15 protein-coding genes and 1 pseudogene are annotated in these 17,886 nt (G+C 69.4%); 3 read left to right on the forward strand and 13 right to left on the reverse strand.

The annotated features are described in order from the left end of the window. Positions 1–87 precede the first annotated feature (87 nt). Together DM194_RS10960 and DM194_RS10965 are read left to right on the forward strand one after the other, a co-directional pair. The gene (locus DM194_RS10960; protein ID WP_111067347.1) at positions 88–675 is read left to right on the forward strand and encodes an NUDIX domain-containing protein; all 588 of its coding nucleotides are present in this window, start codon (positions 88–90) and stop codon (positions 673–675) included. Between the two features lie 140 nt (positions 676–815). After that, positions 816–1,577, forward strand: coding sequence for an MOSC domain-containing protein (locus DM194_RS10965; protein WP_111067348.1), 762 nt, complete (start codon positions 816–818; stop codon positions 1,575–1,577). Positions 1,578–1,610: 33 nt separating this feature from the next. Here the strand turns inward: DM194_RS10965 and DM194_RS10970 are convergent, their stop codons facing one another. The 9 genes from DM194_RS10970 to DM194_RS11010 all read right to left on the reverse strand — a co-directional run bounded on the left by DM194_RS10970 (position 1,611) and on the right by DM194_RS11010 (position 13,221). Then, a complete protein-coding gene (locus DM194_RS10970) occupies positions 1,611–2,054 on the reverse strand; it encodes a DUF4167 domain-containing protein (RefSeq protein WP_111067349.1) in 444 nt (147 codons plus the stop codon). A gap of 282 nt (positions 2,055–2,336) precedes the next feature. Then, positions 2,337–3,185, reverse strand: coding sequence for a peptide chain release factor N(5)-glutamine methyltransferase (gene prmC, locus DM194_RS10975; protein WP_111067350.1), 849 nt, complete (start codon positions 3,183–3,185; stop codon positions 2,337–2,339). An 83-nt stretch (positions 3,186–3,268) separates the two neighbouring features. Next, complete coding sequence (gene prfA / locus DM194_RS10980; protein WP_111067351.1) at positions 3,269–4,342, reverse strand: peptide chain release factor 1; 1,074 nt, start codon at positions 4,340–4,342, stop codon at positions 3,269–3,271. Continuing rightward, positions 4,317–5,675 (reverse strand): glutamyl-tRNA reductase, encoded by a 1,359-nt coding sequence (gene hemA, locus DM194_RS10985; protein WP_111067352.1) that lies wholly within the window; start codon positions 5,673–5,675, stop codon positions 4,317–4,319. Before hemA ends, prfA begins: the two co-directional genes overlap by 26 nt. 37 nt (positions 5,676–5,712) lie before the next feature. Further along, positions 5,713–6,894, reverse strand: a complete 1,182-nt coding sequence (gene ispG, locus DM194_RS10990; RefSeq protein WP_111067353.1) for a flavodoxin-dependent (E)-4-hydroxy-3-methylbut-2-enyl-diphosphate synthase — start codon at positions 6,892–6,894, stop codon at positions 5,713–5,715. A gap of 150 nt (positions 6,895–7,044) precedes the next feature. Next, positions 7,045–8,304 carry a helix-turn-helix domain-containing protein gene (locus DM194_RS10995; RefSeq protein ID WP_111067354.1) on the reverse strand — a complete coding sequence of 420 codons (1,260 nt, stop codon included), beginning with the start codon at positions 8,302–8,304 and terminating at the stop codon, positions 7,045–7,047. A gap of 174 nt (positions 8,305–8,478) precedes the next feature. Further along, positions 8,479–10,758 (reverse strand): phosphoenolpyruvate--protein phosphotransferase, encoded by a 2,280-nt coding sequence (gene ptsP / locus DM194_RS11000; protein ID WP_111067924.1) that lies wholly within the window; start codon positions 10,756–10,758, stop codon positions 8,479–8,481. 55 nt (positions 10,759–10,813) lie between these two features. Further along, positions 10,814–11,932, reverse strand: a complete 1,119-nt coding sequence (locus tag DM194_RS11005; protein ID WP_111067355.1) for an NAD(P)H-dependent flavin oxidoreductase — start codon at positions 11,930–11,932, stop codon at positions 10,814–10,816. Between the two features lie 53 nt (positions 11,933–11,985). Then, positions 11,986–13,221, reverse strand: a complete 1,236-nt coding sequence (locus DM194_RS11010) for an aspartate kinase (protein WP_111067356.1) — start codon at positions 13,219–13,221, stop codon at positions 11,986–11,988. Between the two features lie 183 nt (positions 13,222–13,404). On the opposite strand from DM194_RS11010, the gene ubiG reads away from it, so the two are divergent. Next, positions 13,405–14,199, forward strand: coding sequence for a bifunctional 2-polyprenyl-6-hydroxyphenol methylase/3-demethylubiquinol 3-O-methyltransferase UbiG (gene ubiG, locus DM194_RS11015; protein ID WP_246024192.1), 795 nt, complete (start codon positions 13,405–13,407; stop codon positions 14,197–14,199). Positions 14,200–14,325: 126 nt separating this feature from the next. Here the strand turns inward: ubiG and DM194_RS28670 are convergent. The 4 genes and pseudogenes from DM194_RS28670 to rpoN all read right to left on the reverse strand — a co-directional run bounded on the left by DM194_RS28670 (position 14,326) and on the right by rpoN (position 17,872). After that, positions 14,326–14,996: pseudogene (locus tag DM194_RS28670) on the reverse strand (Uma2 family endonuclease). A gap of 23 nt (positions 14,997–15,019) precedes the next feature. Beyond that, complete coding sequence (ptsN, locus tag DM194_RS11025; RefSeq protein ID WP_111067357.1) at positions 15,020–15,478, reverse strand: PTS IIA-like nitrogen regulatory protein PtsN; 459 nt, start codon at positions 15,476–15,478, stop codon at positions 15,020–15,022. A 34-nt stretch (positions 15,479–15,512) separates the two neighbouring features. After that, on the reverse strand, positions 15,513–16,103 hold the full coding sequence (hpf, locus tag DM194_RS11030; RefSeq protein WP_111067358.1) for a ribosome hibernation-promoting factor, HPF/YfiA family: 591 nt from the start codon (positions 16,101–16,103) through the stop codon (positions 15,513–15,515). Between the two features lie 137 nt (positions 16,104–16,240). Then, a complete protein-coding gene (rpoN, locus tag DM194_RS11035) occupies positions 16,241–17,872 on the reverse strand; it encodes an RNA polymerase factor sigma-54 (protein ID WP_111067359.1) in 1,632 nt (543 codons plus the stop codon). Positions 17,873–17,886: the final 14 nt, after the last annotated feature.

Raw genomic sequence — 17,886 nt, forward strand, 5'->3', positions numbered from 1 at the left:
GATTGCCCCCCTACACGGCCCCCGCCCGACCCGGCTAGACTGCCGCCAGCCCGCCTTCCGCCGGTTTCCCCGCCCCGGATTCCCATCATGACCGATCTGGCCAGTGCCGCCACCAGCCCTGCCACCCGTCCCGCTCCGCGCACCGCCCCCGATGTGAAGCCCGCAGCGGCGCAAGCGGGCAAGGCCCTGCCGCGGACCATGACGGCGCGCCTCCTGCGCCTCGCCTGGAGCCTGCGCGGCGTCTGGCACCGGATCGCAAGGCCGCTGACCATGGGGGTGCGGGCCATCATCGTCGACGGGTCGGACCCGGCCGTCCCGCGCGTGCTGCTGATCCGCCACAGCTATGTCGGCGGCTGGCATCTGCCCGGCGGCGGAGTCGATCGCGGGGAGACGCTGTCCGACGCCATGCGGCGCGAGGTGCGGGAGGAGGTCGGGCTGATCGCCGACCGCCCCGCTCAGCCTTTCGGCATCTACGCCCGCTTCCGCAACGGGGCGAGCGACCATGTGGCGGTCTTCGTCGTGCATGGCTGGAGCGGCACGCCCAAGGCGGACGGGGTGGAGATCGTGGAGGCCCGCTTCTTCCCGATCGACGGGCTGCCGGCGGAGCTGTCGCCGGCCACCGGGCGGCGGCTGGAGGAATTTCTGGGGCACCGCCCCGTCGCCGAACGCTGGTAGCGGCACCAGTTCATTGCGAAGGAGCGCGATGGAGCGGGCGGTCCGGGGTACTCCCCACCGCCTTTCTCCCAGCCGCAAGGTGAGAAACAGGCACCGCATCGGTTGACAGGGACGCTCCGGCCCTTTCATTGTGCAGTGCAATGAACGCCACACTGACCGCAATCCGCCGCTATCCCGTCAAGGGCATGAGCGGCCAGGATCTGACCGCCACCGACCTGACCGCCGGACAGGCGATTCCGCTCGACCGCCGTTACGGGCTGCTGCACGGGCCGGCCGCGCTGGACTCCGAGACGGAGGGCTGGCGCCTGCCGTCCGATTTCTTCACGCTGGACCGCACGGAAAAGCTGGCGGCGCTGCAGACGGAGTTCGACGAGGAGACCCGCGCGCTGATCATCCGGCGCGGCGGACGGCAGGTGTCGCGCGGCCGGCTGGACCAGCCGATGGGCCGCACATTGCTGGAACAGTTCTTCGCCGCCTATCTGGCCGGCATCGTCCCCGGCATGCCCCGCCTGATCGAGGCGCGGCACGGCGCCTTCGGCGACAGCGAGGAACCCTCGGTCACCCTGCTGAACCTCGCCAGCCTGCGCGATGTGGAGGAGCGGATCGCCAAGCAGCCGGTCAATCCCCGCCGCCTGCGCGCCAACCTGCTGCTGGACGGCGTCGATCCCTGGGCGGAACGCGGCTGGATCGGCCGGAGCCTGACCGTGGGCGCCGCAACGCTGGAGGTGGTGGAGGCGCTGGACTGCACCCCCGGCAACGACGTGAACCCGGACAGCGGCGTCGCCGACCTCAGCCTGCCGACCATCATGGAGCGGGGCTACGGCCACAGCCAGATCCTGCTGCGCGCCCAGGTGACCGGCAGCGGCCGGATCGCGGTGGGCGACCCGGTCACGCCGGCCTGACCTTCAACCTTTCAAGCTCCGAAACGCGGGGCGTCAGGCGTTGACGGCCGCCCGTTCCTCGCCGTCGGTCTCGTCTTCGCCCTGCTGGTCGTCATCGTCGCCGGCCTGCGAGGCGCCCTGCGGCTGGTGGCCGGCATGCCCGATGCTCGGCTGGCCGCCGCGCTGGCGGTTTTCCGATTCCTGGATCTGGTTGATGATGCGCAGGTAATGCTCCGCATGCTGCAGGTAGTTTTCCGCCTGCACGCGGTCGCCGGACGACATCGCGTCGCGGGCCAGCGCCTGGTATTTTTCCTGCACCTGCCACGCATTGCCGCGGATGCGGACGTCCGGACCGTTGCTGTCGAAGGTCTGGTGACGCAGCGGAACGTTCTGGCGACGGCCGGCACCGCCGCCCCCGCCACCACCACCGCCGCCGCCCCCGCCGCCGCCGCTGTTGCCACGACCACGCGAACGCCTGGAGTTCGGTCCCTGTCTCATTCGGCTCTTAAGGCCCCATGCAAGAGAAGTGCAGTCCCCGGAACGCTCCGGCGGCCATCCGGCCTTCCAGCCCGGCCGCCCGGTCTGCCATGGACGATTTCCATGGGTCGCTCACGGGGTTCAAACGACGCGTCCGCATCACGTGCGGCGGGCCAGGGCGGTCAGCGCTCGGCAGAAAACCATCCGAGAATCGTGCTCCGCAGGCCGTAGGTTCGCGGTCGTGTACCGCACACTACCCGGCAAAGCCCGGCGATCCAACCTTTTTTTGGATCGACGGCCGGCTCATGGCCCCTTTCGCGCCCTGACGCAGCGCTTTACCCCACCGAGATCACACAGGATCGCGATCTCTCCCAATCCCTGAGCCTCGACCAGCGCCGCCACATCCTCCGCCTGCCCCTGCCCGACCTCGAAGGCGGCCACCCCGCCGGGCACCAGCAGGCGCGGCAGCGCGGCCGCCAGGATGCGGTAGGGCTCCAGCCCGTCCGGCCCGCCATCCAGCGCGCGGAGCGGGTCGTGCTCGCGCACCTCCGGCTCCAGCGTGGCGATGTCGGCACTCGGGATATAGGGCGGGTTGGACACCACGATATCGAAACGGTCCTCGATCCCCTTGGCCCAATCCCCGGTCTGGAACCGCGCGCGCCCCGCCAGCCCGTTGCGCTCGGCATTGCCGGCCGCCCCCTCCACCGCCAGCGGGCTGAGATCGACGCCGACCCCGGTGGCGTTCGGCAGTTCCGACAGCAGCGCCAGCAGGATGCAGCCCGTTCCGGTTCCGAAATCGATCAGGCGCAGGGGGGCCTTCCGGTCGGGAATGGCGGCCAGTACCGCTTCCACCACCGTCTCGGTGTCGGGCCGCGGCTCCAGCGTGTCGGGGTTGAGGGCCAGATCGATGGTCCAGAACTCCCGGTGCCCCAGGATGCGCCCCACCGGCTCCCGCGCCGCCCGGCGCTCGACCAGAGCCAGGGCACGGGCAACATCGGCATCGGGGATGGCCTGTTCCGCTTTCGTAATGAAGTCGGTGCGGGTGAGCGTCAGCGCATGTTCGAGAAGGTAGCGGGCGTCGAGCTCCGGCGTATCGACGCCGGCCGCGCGCAGGCGCTCCTCGGCCTGGGTCCGCAGGGTGCGGAGGTTCATGATCGTACTCCTCTTCCCCGCGACAACTCATCCCCTCCCCCGTTCAGCGGGGGAGGGAAACAAGTGTCGGCGTGTGAAGCCGTTCAACCCAGCTCCGCCAGCCGGGCGGCCTCGTCTTCGGCGATCAGCGCGTCGATCAGTTCGTCCAGCGCCTCGCCGGCCATCACCTTGTCGATCTTGTAGAGCGTCAGGTTGATGCGGTGGTCGGTCACCCGGCCTTGCGGGAAGTTGTAGGTGCGGATGCGTTCCGAGCGGTCGCCGCTGCCGACCTGGTTCTTGCGGTCGGCGGCACGGGCGGCGTCCTTCTCGGCGCGCTCGCGGTCGTACAGGCGGGCGCGCAGCACCTTCAGCGCCTTGGCCTTGTTCTTGTGCTGCGATTTCTCGTCCTGCTGGCTCACCACCAGCCCGGTCGGCAGGTGGGTGATGCGGACCGCGCTGTCGGTGGTGTTGACCGACTGGCCGCCGGGGCCGGAGGAGCGGAAGACGTCGATCCGCAGATCCTTCTCGTCGATGTGGATGTCCACCTCCTCCGCCTCCGGCAGCACGGCGACGGTGGCGGCGGAGGTGTGGATGCGGCCCTGCGCCTCGGTCGCCGGCACGCGCTGGACGCGGTGGACGCCCGACTCGAACTTCAGCCGGGCGAACACGCCCCGGCCGGTGATGTTGGCGGTGGCCTCCTTGTAGCCGCCGATGCCGGTCTCGCTGACGTCCATCGCCTCGAACCGCCAGCCGTGCAGGCCGGCATAGCGGCGGTACATCTCGAACAGCTCGGCGGCGAACAGGGCGGCCTCGTCGCCGCCGGTGCCGGCCCGCACCTCGAGGATGGCGTTCTTCTCGTCCGCCTCGTCCTTCGGCAGCAGCGAGATCTGCACCTTGCGCTCCAGTTCGGGGATGCGCTTGGTCAGGGCGTGGAATTCCTCCTCCGCCATCGCCTTCATCTCGGGATCGGCGCCGGGATCGGCGATCATCTCCGCCAGATCGGCGGCCTCGGCGCGGCCCTTCTTCAGCTCCGCGATGGCCTCGGCGATCGGGGTGAGGTCGGCATATTCCTTGGACAGCCGGGCGAAGTCGCCGGACTCGGCAAGGCCGGCCGCAAGCGTGTCGCGAAGCTCGTCGTACCGGGCCATCACCTTATCGAACTTCTCGTCCAGGCTCACGTCGCTCGTCCTTATCCGGTTCGTTCTCTTCGGCTTCGTCAGAAGCCATGTCGCAGCCCAACCTGTCCCGGCCGATCCGGTCCAGCCCGAACAGGCGGAACATCAGCCTTTCGGCCGCGGCCCGTTCGGCCAGCCCCTCGCCGCTGCCGTCGGCGGCCAGCGCCCGCAGCGTTTCCGACGGGGCGTGCAGCAGCCGGTTGACCAGCAGCCGCGTCGCCGACGCGGCGTCCAGATCGCCGTGCCCGGCCAGCAGCCGCCGCCGCTCCGCCTCGAAATGGTTGCGGAGCGCCGCCACCGCCGGAACGGCGGCGCGTTCCGCGCGGTCGCGGGCGAAGGCGGCAACCGCCTCGTCCACGATCATCCAGGCCGCCTGGGTCGCCGCCTCGCGCCCGACGCGGCCCTGCAGCGCCACCCGCTCCAGATCGGCCAGATCATAGACGAAGGCGCCGTCCATGCCCGCCACCGCGGGATCGACGTCGGCCGGGATGGCGGCATCGACCACGAAGACCGGCCGGCGGCGGCGCCGCTTCAGCACCGCCTCCATCATCGGGGCGGTCAGGATATAGCGCCCAAGGCCGGTCGCGGTCACCAGGATATCGGCGCCGGTCATCGCCGTCTCCAGATCGGCCCAGGGGGCGAAATGCCCGTCGAGCCGCCGCGCCGCCGCTTCCGCCCGCCGGTCCACCGGGGCCGCGACCGTCAGCCGCGGCAGCCCGGCCTCGCGCAGCCCCTCCAGCACCAGGGCGCCCATGTCGCCCAGCCCCAGCAGAAGGGCGCCGCAGCGCCGGATGTCGCCGTGCAGGTCGCGCGCCACCTGGATGGCGGCGGCGGCCAGCGAGGTGGCGCCCTCCGCGATCGGCGTCTCGCTGCGCACCCGCTTGGCGGCGGCATAGGCGGCCTGCAGCACCGCCTCCAGCTCCGGCCCGGTCATCCCGGCCGACGCGGCGCTGCGGTGGGCGGCCTTCAGCTGGCCCAGGATATGCGGCTCGCCGACGATCTGGCTGTCGAGCGAGCAGGCCACCGCGAACAGGTGGCGCACCGCGTCGATGCCGGTGCGGGTGTAGAGCTGCGGCGCCAGATCGGCGGTGGGCAGGCCGACGCGGTCGGCCATCACCTCGGCAATCGCCAGCGCCGCCTCGTTCGGGCGCTCATGGACCGCCTGCACCTCCACACGGTCGCAGGTGCTGAGCCACAGGGCCTGCCCCACCCCCGCCGCGCGCAGCCGGTCCAGCATGCCCGCCACTTCCGCCTCGTCGGTGGACAGGCGGTCGCGGACGGTGCCGGAACAGGTCCGGTGGCTGGCGCCGATGACGAGGTAGGAGGTGGTGGTCACGCCGCGAATCGCTGTCCCTGCTTCAAACGGGGGCAGCTTACTCCGCGGCGGGGGCCACGTCTCGCTTGGTTTCGCTGGCGGTTTCCGCTTGGGCTGCTTCCGCCGCTGCTTCCGATGCGGCCTTCGCCGCTTCGATCTCGGCGGCCTTCTTCTCGACCAGACCGACCAGATGCTGGACGATGTCCTGGTCCTTCAGCCGGTGGTCGGTGACGCCGGACAGATAGACCTGATGGGTGTTGTTGCCGCCGCCGGTCAGGCCGATGTCGGTCTCCCGCGCCTCGCCCGGGCCGTTTACGACGCAGCCGATCACCGACAGGGTCAGCGGCGTGGTGATGTGGGCCAGCTTCTGCTCCAGCAGTTCCACCGTCTTGATGACGTTGAAGTTCTGCCGCGCGCAGCTGGGGCAGGAGATGACGGTGACGCCGCGGCGGCGCAGGCCGAGCGACTTCAGGATGTCGTAGCCGACCAGAACCTCTTCCGCCGGGTCGGCCGACAGCGAGACGCGCAGCGTGTCGCCGATGCCGGACCACAGCAGCATGCCGAGCCCGATCGACGACTTCACCGTTCCGGCGCGCAGGCCGCCCGCCTCGGTGATGCCGATGTGCAGCGGATAATCGCAGGCCTCGGCCAGCCCCTGATAGGCGGCGACGGCCAGGAAGGCGTCGGACGCCTTCACCGAGATCTTGAACTCGCGGAAATCGTTGTCTTCCAGGATCTTCGCGTGGTTCAGCGCGCTTTCGACCATCGCCTCGGGGCAGGGCTCGCCGTATTTCTCCAGCAGATCCTGCTCCAGCGAGCCGGCGTTGACGCCGATGCGCATCGAACAGCCATGGTCCTTGGCCGCCTTCACCACCTCGCGCACCCGCTCGGCCGAGCCGATGTTGCCGGGGTTGATGCGCAGGCAGGCGGCGCCGCTCTCCGCCGCCTCGATGGCGCGCTTGTAGTGGAAATGGATGTCGGCGACGATCGGCACCTTGACCTGCCGCACGATGTCCTTCAGCGCCAGCGCCGACTCGCGGTCGGGGCAGGAGACGCGGACGATGTCCACCCCCACCCGCTCGGCCGCCTGGATCTGCTCCACCGTCGCCTTCACGTCGGTGGTCGGGGTGTTGGTCATGGTCTGGACCGAGATCGGCGCGTCGCCGCCGACCAACACGTTGCCGACGCGAATCTGGCGCGATTTGCGGCGAAGGATCTGGCGGTAGGCGCGCACGGTCATCTCAGGTCAGCCTCTGGGCAGCGAAAGCGGTGGCCGGGAGCCGCATCCTAGCGCAGCCGGCGTCAGGCCAGAAGTGCGGTCCGGCGCCCCGGATTCAAGATCGGGTATTCAAGCTATGCAATTAAGCGGGCCGTGCAAGGTGGCGCGGGCTCAGCGCCGCACCACCCCGTTGGCGTCGATGGTGACGTCGCGCAGAACCTGCCCGACGGAGCCCAGCGGCGGGCTTTCGCCGCCGTCGGCCATCACCACCAGACCGCCGGCATTGCCGGTGCGGATCTTCACGGTCGGCTTGTCGGGAACGCGGAAGGTGTCGCCCGGCTTCAGCACGCGGGTGAAGACGATCTCGCTGCCGTCGCGCACCTGCAGCCAGCTTTCCTGGGTGGCCTTCAGGACCAGCTTCGCATTGGTGTTCAGCGTGCCGTAGACCTTGCCGTCGGCCGGCACCGTCGCCGTCGGCGCGGCCGGCGCGGACGGCGGGTTGGCCGCGGTGTTCAGCGGGGTAGGGGCCTGGGGCGACGCCTCCTCGTCATCCTCCGGCGGCGGCGCCGGAACGTTGACGATCCCCTGCCCGCCCGCCTGGTTGGCGGAGGGCGCGTTGGCGGACGGCAGCGGCGACTGCGCCGGCGGCGGCAGCGCGGACGGAATGGACGCGGCGGCCGGCGCCGGTGCGGCGGGGGCGGTCCCCTGCGGCGGCTTCGCCGCTGCCCCCGAAGCGGCGGCAGTCGAAGCGGCACCACCCGGAGCAGGGGCGCCCGCCACGGGAGCGGGAGCAGCGGGAGCGGAAGTCGCCGGAGCCGGTGCCGCGGCGGGCGGCGCAGACGCGGGCGCCGCCGGGGCGGTGGCGACCACCGGGGCGGGAACCGAAGGCTCCGCTCCCGGCTGCGCGGCGGTGCCGGCCGGCTCGGGCGCCGGGGTTGCGGGCTTGGCCGGCACGCCGTCCAGCAGCGAGACCAGCCGGTCCGGCAGGGCCGGCACCAGATCGGTCACCGTCCGGTCGGTCGCCGACAGATAATACCAGCCGCCATAGACGACGCCGGCCAGAACCAGCGTGCCCAGCAGCAGCGTCCCGCCAGAGGCGCGCCCACCTTCGGCCGCCGGGGTCGGCAGGTACAGCTCCTGCCGGCGGACGGTGCCCGCCGCCTCCTCCTTGTAGCGGGTGACGACGGCGTCGGGATCCAGCCCCAGGCACTCGGCGTAGGACCGCAGGAAGCCGATGGCGTAGGTGCTGCCCGGCAGCTCGTCGAAGCGCCCTTCCTCGATGGCCAGCAGATACGGGTAGCGGATGCGCAGCATCGCCGCCACGTCGCGCAGGTCATAGCCATGCGCCATGCGCGTGGAGCGCAGAGTCTCGGAGACGGAGGGGCCGGCCGGAGCCGGATCGAAATCGTCGAAAACCTTGCGCTTGGCCATAGGCTCGCCATCTGCTCGCAACTTGCGCGCACGCCGAACGTCATGCGCAACCGGACATCCGGGAGGATGCATCAAGCGGAATGGGTACGACAGCCGATGCCGCGGCGCAACCGCTATGACCACCGGTCGGGGGGACGAGCCGTGACAAGTGGGCGTGGGGGCGAGGTTAGCCCCTCAGATCAGAACCCCGTGATCCTTGGCGAAGGTCTTCAGCTTGTCGCGCAGGCTGTGGTCGGCCCCGGTGTAGAGCCCGCTCATGTACTGCCGCAGCGCCGCGACGTCCAGCGAGCGCAGCATGGTCTTCACCGGACCGACCGACGGCGGCGACATCGACAGGGTGCGGAAGCCGACGCCGATCAGCGCCATGGCGTCGAGCGGCCGGCCGGCCATCTCGCCGCAGATGCTCAGCGACACCTTGTGTTTGGCGCACTCGTCCACCAGCCGGCGCAGCACGCACAGCATCGACGGCGACAGCGGATCGTAGCGGGTCGATGTGCGCGGATTGCCGCGGTCGGCGGCGAACAGATACTGGGTCAGGTCGTTGGAGCCGACCGACAGGAAATCCAGCCGCGGCAGCAGCGCCGGAAGTTGCCACAACAGCGACGGCACCTCGATCATCGTGCCGACGCGCAGGCTGCCCGGCGGGGCGATGCCCTGGGCGGCCAGCCGCTTCAGCTCCAGATCCAGCAGGCGGCGGACGCCGTCGAACTCCGCCACCTCGGCGATCATCGGAAACATCACCGACAGCGGCCGCCCGGCGGCGGCCAGCAGCAGCGCCCGCAACTGCTGGCGCAGCAGCGACGGGTGGTCCAGCCCGATGCGCACCGCGCGCCAGCCCAGCGCCGGGTTCTCCTCCTCGCCGCCGGTCATGTAGGGCAGCATCTTGTCGCCGCCGACATCCAGCGTGCGGAAGACGATCGGCTTGTCGCCGACCTCGTCCAGGATGCGGGAATAGAGGTCGGTCTGCGCCTTCACGTCGGGGTATGACGGACGGACCATGAAGGGGATTTCGGTGCGGTAGAGCCCGACCCCTTCGGCGCCGCTGGCGGTCAGGTGCGACAGGTCGATCAGCAGGCCGCAGTTCAGCTGGATGGAGATCGGCACCCCGTCGCGCGTGACGGAGGGCAGGTTGCGGATCTCCGCATACATCTGCTCCTTGCGGTGCTGCAACGCCACCGCTTCGGCGAAGGCCATCTGGATGTCTTCGGCCGGGCGGATGAAGACCTGCCCGTGGTCGCCGTCGACGATCAGCTGGTCCAGCGGCTCGATCCGGTTCATCGCGTCGGCCGCCTGCACCACCGGGATGTTCAGCGCGCGGGCGACGATGCAGACATGGCTGGCCGGCGACCCTTCCTCCAGCAGCAGGCCGCGCAGCCGGGTGCGGTCGTAATCCAGCAGTTCCGCCGGCCCCATGGAGCGGGCGACCAGGATCATGTCGTCCGGCAGGGTGGCCCCGTCGGTGCCGCTGGTCTTGCCGGCCAGATGTTGCAGCAACCTGTTGGTCAGATCCTCGAAATCCATCACCCGTTCGCGGATGTAGGGATCGGTGAGGTGGCTCATGCGGGCGCGGGTGTCGTTCTGCACCTGCTGCACCGCCGCCTCGGCGGTCAGGCCGACGCGGATCGCCTCGCGGATGCGCGACAGCCAGCCGCGGTCCTCGGCGAACATCCGGTAGGTCTCCAGAATGTCGCGCGGCTCGCTGAGCCCCGCCAGCGACGCCGCTTCCAGCAGGTCGTCGATGGCGCTGTGCATGGTCTGAAGCGCGGTGTTGAAGCGCTCAAGCTCGGCGTCGGCGTCCTCCGCCACCATCTGGCGGACGGTCAGCTGCGGCCGGTGGATGACCGCCAGCCCCATGGCCAGCCCGGCGCTCATCGCCGTGCCCGACAGGCGGGCGGGCAGCAGCACGGGATCGCCGGTGGTGGTGACCTCCACCGGGTTGACCAGCTCGCTCTGGGCCACCAGCTCGGCGACGACCATGGCGATGGTCTGGAGGGTTTCCACCTCCTCCTCGACATAGCGGCGGCGGTCCTTGTGCTGGATCACCAGCACGCCGCGCACCTTGCTGCCGCGCAGGATCGGCACGCCGGCCAGCGACTGGAACGGATCCTCCCCCGTTTCCGGGCGGTAGGCGAAGCTGGGATGGGAGGGCGCGTTGTCCAGCGCCACCGGGCGGGCGTGGCCGGCGATGTAGCCGACGATGCCCTCGCCCACCCGCAGGCGGGTGTTGTGGACGGCGGTCTTGTTCAGGCCCTCGGTGGAGAACAGCTCCAGCACCTCGCCGGCCCGCATGATGTAGCAGGAGCAGACGTCCGCCTTCATCTCCGCCGCGATCAGCGTGACGATCTTGTCCAGCCGTTCCTGACCCGACCCCGAGCCGGCCATGATGTCGCGCAGCCGGGCGAGCAGGCGGCGCGACGAGGTGCCGTCGAAGCGGGGATTCATGCCCCCGCCCATACCGCCGCCCATACCACCATCGCCGGCTGCCGTGTCGAGGGTGTCGGTCATGTCGCTACAGCGCTCCCACCGGCGGCTCCGCCATCACTCCCGCCATCGTTCCCAACGATGCCTCATCCATCGCCCGCCGTGCCAGAGCCGATTCGGCCTGGGCGATCATTTCGGCGAGGATATCCGCCACCGGCTGTTCGCGGGTGACCATACCGACGCTCTGCCCGGCCATGAGGGAGCCGTTCTCCACGTCGCCCTCGACGACCGCGCGGCGCAGCGCGCCGGCCCAGAAATGCTCGATCTCCAGCATGCCTTCGTCGCGGCTCATGATGCCGGCGTCGACCTTGGCGATGACGTCGCGCTGGAATTCCATGAAGCGCTTCGACGCCTCGTTCGCCAGCGCCCGCACCGGAATAACCGGAAAGCGCGGGTCGATCTGCACCGACGTCTGGGCGTCGCGGGCGGATGCCCGGATGAAGGCCTGCTTGAAATTGGGATGGGCCACGCATTCGGTGGCGCAGACGAAGCGGGTGCCGACCTGCACGCCCGCCGCCCCCAGCTCCAGATAGGAGAGGATGGCCTCGCCCCGGCCGATGCCGCCGGCGACGAACACCGGCACCTCGTGCAGGTCGGGCAGGATCTCCTGGGCCAGCACGGTGGTGGAGACCGGGCCGATATGGCCGCCGGCCTCCGTCCCCTCGATCACCAGCGCGTCGGCGCCATGCTTCACCAGCCGCCGGCCGGCGGTCAGCGTGGGCGCGAAGGCCATCGCCTTGGCCCCGCCGTCCTTGATCCGGCGCAGCGTGGCGCCGGACGGCAGGCCGCCGGCGACGACCACATGCCCGACGCCCTGCTCGCGGCAGACGTCGATCAGCTGGTCCAGCGCCGGATGCATGTTGATGAGATTGACGCCGAACGGTTTGTCGGTCAGCGCCCGGGTGCCGGCGATCTCCGCCGCCAACTGGCCGGGCGCCATGGAGCCGCAGGCCAGCACGCCGAAGCCGCCGGCATTCGAGATGGCGGAAACGAGGTGCCGTTCGGACACCCAGCTCATGGCGCCGCCCATCACGGCGGTGCGGGTGCCGAGGAAATCCCGGCCCCGTTTCCACAACCGATCGAGATGGGACCGGTAAGGGCCGGATTGAGCCGATGCTTCCGCCGCGTGCGATGTGGCGTCGGTCATGGCCGGCCCTTTCCTGCTGTTGCGATCCCAGTCGCCCGGGTCGCCACCCGTGCTCAGGCGGCGTCCAGGCCGTAGGCGGTGTGCAGGGCGCGCAGCGCCAGCTCCGCATACTCCTCGGCGATCAGGACCGAAATCTTGATCTCCGAAGTCGAGATGACCTGGATGTTGATGCCCTTGTCGGCCAGCGCCTTGAACATGCGCTGGGCGACGCCGGCGTGGCTGCGCATGCCGACGCCGATGACCGACACCTTGACCACATTGGCATCGGAAACGATGCGCTTGTAGTTCAGGCCGGACTGCGCGTCCTCCAGCACCTTCACGGCGCGGGCCAGATCGGCCTTGCCGACGGTGAAGGTCATGTCGGTGGACTTGCCGTCTTCCGACACGTTCTGGACGATCATGTCGACGTTGACCGCATTGTCGGTCAGCGGACCGAAGATGGCGGCGGCGACGCCCGGCTGGTCGGCGACGCCCACCAGGGTGACCTTCGCCTCGTCGCGGCTGTAGGCGATGCCGCTAACAACTTCCTTTTCCACGATCTCGTCCTCGTCAACAACCAGGGTTCCGGGAAGCGAGCTGCCCGCCGCCGCTTCGAAGCTGGACAGCACCTGCACGCGCACGCGGTGGTTCATCGCCATCTCGACCGAGCGGGTCTGAAGCACCTTGGCCCCCTGCGAGGCCAGCTCGAGCATCTCCTCATAGGTGATCTTGTCGAGCTTGCGCGCCTTGGAGACGATGCGCGGGTCGGTGGTGTAGACGCCGTCCACGTCGGTGTAGATGTCGCAACGGTCGGCCTTCACCGCCGCCGCCAGCGCCACCGCCGAGGTGTCGGAGCCGCCGCGGCCCAGCGTGGTGATGCGGCCTTCGTTCGACACGCCCTGGAAGCCCGCGACCACGGCGACTTCGCCGGTCTGCAGGGACTTTTCCATCTCGCTGGTGTCGATCGAGACGATGCGCGCCTTGCCGTGCGTGTCGTCGGTGCGGATCGGAATCTGCCAGCCGGCCCAGGAGCGGGCGGGAATGCCGAGCGACTGCAGGGCGACGGCCAGGAGACCGGAGGTCACCTGCTCGCCGCTGGCGACGACCGCGTCGTATTCGCGCGCGTCGTGCAGCTTGTCGATTTCGTTGCAGTATTTGACGAGCTGGTTGGTCACGCCGGACATCGCCGACACGACGACGGCGACCTGATGCCCCGCCTTGACTTCCTGCTCGACCTTTCGGGCCACGTTCTTGATGCGGTCGATGTCGCCGACCGACGTGCCTCCGAACTTCAGGACGATCCGCGCCATACCTCACACCATGTCTGGCCGCCCGGTCATGCCATCTGGATCATGCCATCAGGATCATGCGGGTCGGCTGAGCGCACCCCCGCTCCACCGTTGCCGGCGCGGGGCGGCGTATCCATACTCCGTCGGTGGAAGCGAGGCAAGTTGCCCGCACCCCTCCCGCCACCCTGTTTACGGATTTTCACCATGACCGCGCCGTCCTCCGCCTTCCCGCATGCGTCCGCAACCGCTCCCGCCGGTGGAATCGGGGGCGGAACCGTGGATCCGGAGGATGTCGCCCGCTTCTCCGCCATCGCGGCCGAGTGGTGGGATCCGACCGGCAAGTTCAAGCCGCTGCACCGGCTGAACCCGCTGCGCCTGACCTATATCCGCGACAGCGTGTGCAAGCGGCTTGGCCGCGACCCGTTGGCGCCCAATCCGCTGGCGGGGTTGCGCGTGGTCGACATCGGCTGCGGCGGCGGCCTGCTGGCCGAACCGATCGCCCGGATGGGCGCCGCCGTGGTCGGGGTGGACGCGTCGGAGAACAACATCAAGACCGCCGCCACCCATGCCGCCGAGACCGGCACCACGGTCGACTACCGCGCCACCACCGCCGAGGCTCTCGCCGCCAGCGGCGAAAAGTTCGACGTGGTGCTGGCGATGGAGGTGATCGAGCATGTCGCCGACGTGAACCTGTTCGTGAAGTCGCTGTCCGAGCTGCTGGCGCCCGGCGGCGTCCTGTTCCTGGCGACGCTGAACCGCACGCCGAAATCCTTCGCGCTGGCCATCGTCGGGGCGGAATACATCCTGCGCTGGCTGCCGCGCGGCACCCACAACTGGCGCCAGTTCCTGCGCCCGTCCGAGCTGAACGCCGCCGTACGCCCGTACGGGCTGAGCGTACGCGACCTGACCGGCATCACGTACAGCCCGCTGAGCGACGAGTTCCGCCTGAACCCGCATGATCTCGACGTGAACTACATGGGCTGGGCGGAGCGGGGGTGAGGGGGCGCCGCTCGACCGCGGCCGAGGCCTCATCGCATCGACCGTCATTCCCGCGGAGGCGCATAACTCCGCCTTCGCGGGGATGACGGCCGGAGAGAGTGCGGCTTTGTAAAGGGCGGGTGGTTTTCAGTCCTCGTACACCGCCTCCAGAGGAACGGTCAGGTCCAGAGACGCCAGCATGACCGGCCCTTCGCGCACCATGTCGACGATCCAGCCGGCGCCGTCGCGGCGGTACACCTCGACCAGACGCTCGCTCTGGGAGACCAGGACGATCTCGCGCAGGGAGGGGATTTTCTGGTAGTTGGTCCGCTTCTCGCGCCGGTCGACGGCCTCGGTGCTGTCGGAGAGAACCTCCACGATCAGGACCGGATCCTTGACGACATAGGGATCGTCGTCGCCGCCGGCGCAGGTCGCGAGGAGGTCGGGATAGTAGAAGGCGTTCGCCGCCTCGACCCGAACCTCACATCATTGGCGTAAGCTTGGCATCCGCGGGCGCGGGCGGCCTGCCGCAGGGCGACGAAAAGATTGCCGACGATGGCCGCGTGACGGCGGCTCGCCCCGACCATGGCGAAGATCTCGCCGTCCACATACTCGTGGCGGACCTCGGCGCCCCGTTCGGCGGCGAGATAGTCCTGCGGCGAAATCCACGGCTTGCGCTGCGCGTTTCCCACGGCCATGCCCCATCTTTCCTGTCGGCTCGGCACAAGTGTACCAGCCCGCCGGCCTCCCACCAATTTGTGCATCCGCCGCCAAAGAAAAAGGGCCGCGCACAGCCCGTGCAGCGGCCCTTTCGGCATCCTGTTCCCGCAGCGGCGGCCGGTCAGGTGGACGGGCTCGGCTCGTGCTGGGTCAGAAGCGCGTACATCGCGTCGCCGGACTGGGCTCCGCGCAGCTTCTCGCACATGGACTGGTCCCGCAGAAGCCGCGAGACGCGGGCCAGAGCCTTCAGATGGTCGGCTCCCGCCTGTTCCGGGGCGAGGAGGAGGAAGATCAGATCGACCGGTTGCTCATCGATCGCGTCGAAATCGATGGGCCGCTCCAGGCGGGCGAAGACGCCATGGACGCGGTCCAGGCTGGACAGCTTGCCGTGCGGGATGGCGATGCCATGCCCCACGCCGGTCGTGCCCAGCCTTTCGCGCTCCAGAAGCACGTCGAAGATCGCCCGCTCGTGCTGACCGGTCAGCTCGGACGCTTTGCGCGCCATCTCCTGCAGGGCCTGCTTCTTGTTGCTGGCCTTCAGGTTCGGGAGGATGGCTTGCGGAGAAATGAGGTCCAGCATGACGCTTCTTGACCTGGGAGACGGGTCGGCGCCGTCAGGCGCCGGCCTTCTCCGCCGGATCGACCCAGCCGATGTTCCCGTCGGCGCGGCGATAGACCATGTTCAGGCGGCCATGCGCACCGTTGTGGAACATCAGGGCGGGGGCCTGCGCCAGCTCCAGGCGCATCACCGCCTCGCTGACCGACAGGGTGGCGATGGTCGTCTCCATCTCCGCCACGACCATCGGCTGGTGGGCGCCGTCGGCAACAGTCTCCACCTCGTCATGCTGCTCGTCGGCATCGGCCTCCAGCACGCGGTAGTTCGCGGGCAGGGCGGCGCCGTTCTCGGCGGCGTGGTGGTCGCGCAGGCGGCGCTTGTAGCGGCGCAGGCGCTTGGCCAGCTTTTCGCAGGCGATGTCGAATGCCGGATACGGCTCGGTAGCGTCACCTGCGCTCTGCAGCATGATGCCGCGACCCACATGGGCCTGGATGTCGGCCTTGTAGAGGTGGGCATCCTTGGTGAGGATCACGGTCGCTTCGATCGGCTTCTCGAAGTACTTGCCGACGACGGCGTTCAGGCTATCGGCCACATGGGTGCGCAGAGCGTCGCCCACGTCGAGCTGCTTGCCTTTGACTGTGAGTTGCATGGTGGAACGTTTCCAAAAATTGGTCCGCTGGGGACGGTGTAGAGACGGCGTGTGGAGATGCGGTCCGCCGCGTGCGGGCCGCGACGATAGGCAAGGGCTATCGGACTGTCAATCGAGCCCTCCCCCGCCCGAACTCCCTACATGCGTGACATCTTGGCACGGCGTCGCTGCACCGATGACGGTATTTTCATAGCTTCACGATACTTCGCGACCGTCCTTCGCGCAATGTCGATCCCTTCGGCACGGAGAATCTCCACCAGTTTGTCGTCCGAAAGAACGTCCTCCGGCTTCTCGGCATCGATCATCGTCTTGATGCGGTGCCGAACCGCCTCCGCGGAATGGGCGGCCTGGCCGTCCGCACCCTGGATGGCGGAGGTGAAGAAGTATTTCAGCTCGAAGACGCCGCGCGGGGTCGCCATGAACTTGTTGGTGGTGACGCGGCTGACGGTGCTCTCGTGCATTCCGATCGCTTCGGCGATGTCGCGCAGGATCAGCGGCCGCAGATGCGAGACGCCATGGATGAAGAAGGCGTCCTGCTGGCGGATGATCTCGCTCGCCACCTTCAGGATGGTGGTGGCGCGCTGGTGCAGCGACTTGACCAGCCAGTTCGCCGACTGGAACCGCTCGGAGATGTATTCCTTGTCGGCCTTGTTCTTGGCGCTGTCGGAGATGCGGGCGAAATAGCGGTGGTTGACCAGCACCCGCGGCAGCGTGTCCGGGTTGAGGTCGATCAGCCAGCCGCCGCCGGGATTGGGGCGCATCAGGATGTCGGGGGTGACCAGCTGGGCCGGGGTGTGGTCGAAGGCCAGCGCCGGCTTCGGGTTCAGCTTGCGGATGTCGGCGACCATGTCGGCGACGTCCTCGGCATCGACGCCGCAGACCTTCATGATGGCCGGCAGGTTGCGCGCGGCCAGAAGCTCCAGGTTGTCGAGCAGCGCCGCCATCGCCGGGTCCAGCCGGTTCTTCTCGCGCAGCTGGATGGCGAGGCATTCCTTCAGCGACCGCGCGAAGATGCCCGGCGGGTCGAAGCGCTGGCAGGCGGCCAGCACCCGCTCCACCCGGTCCGCCCCGCAGCCCAGTTGTTCGGCGATCGCCTGGGCGTCGAAGCCGACCAGCCAGCCGGCCTCGTCCAGCATGTCGATCAGGGCCAGCCCGATCAGCTGGTCGCCCAGGTCGGGCAGGTCGATCTTCAGCTGCTCGGTCAGATGGTCGCGCAGGTTCTTTTCGCTGGTCAGCGTCGCTTCGAGGTTGCTGTCGTCATCGTCGAAGCCGCTGCGCCCGCCGCGCTCGCCATAGGCCCCGTAGACCTCGCTGCCGCCGTCCGACCCGTCGGAAAAGCGGTCGTCGCCGTAGACATTCTCGAAATCGGTGTCGAGCGGCGCCTCCGACGAAGCGGCCAGCGTGTCGGAGGAGGTCATCTCCACCGTGTCGCGGGTGCGCCCGTCGGATGGGGCCGGGCCCGGCCCGTCGTCGCGGCCGTTCAGCCCGTCGATGCTGAGGCCGTTCGCCTCCATGCCGCCGGGACCGTCCAGCCCGCCCGGCGCCTCGCCGCCGGCCCCGTCGCCGCCGAAGTCGCTGCCGGCCGGATCGCTGCCGCCGTCGGCCGGGCCGCTGTCGCGCTCCAGAAGCGGGTTCTGCTCGATCTCGCGGTCGACGAAGTCCGACAGTTCGATGTTCGACAACTGCAGCAGCTTGATCGCCTGCTGCAGCTGCGGCGTCATCACCAGGGTCTGGGCTTGTCGAAGGTCGAGACGTTGAGCAAGCGCCATGGCTGTGGAACCGG

The sequence above is a fragment of the Azospirillum ramasamyi genome, from assembly GCF_003233655.1.
In the GTDB taxonomy this organism is placed as follows: domain Bacteria; phylum Pseudomonadota; class Alphaproteobacteria; order Azospirillales; family Azospirillaceae; genus Azospirillum; species Azospirillum ramasamyi.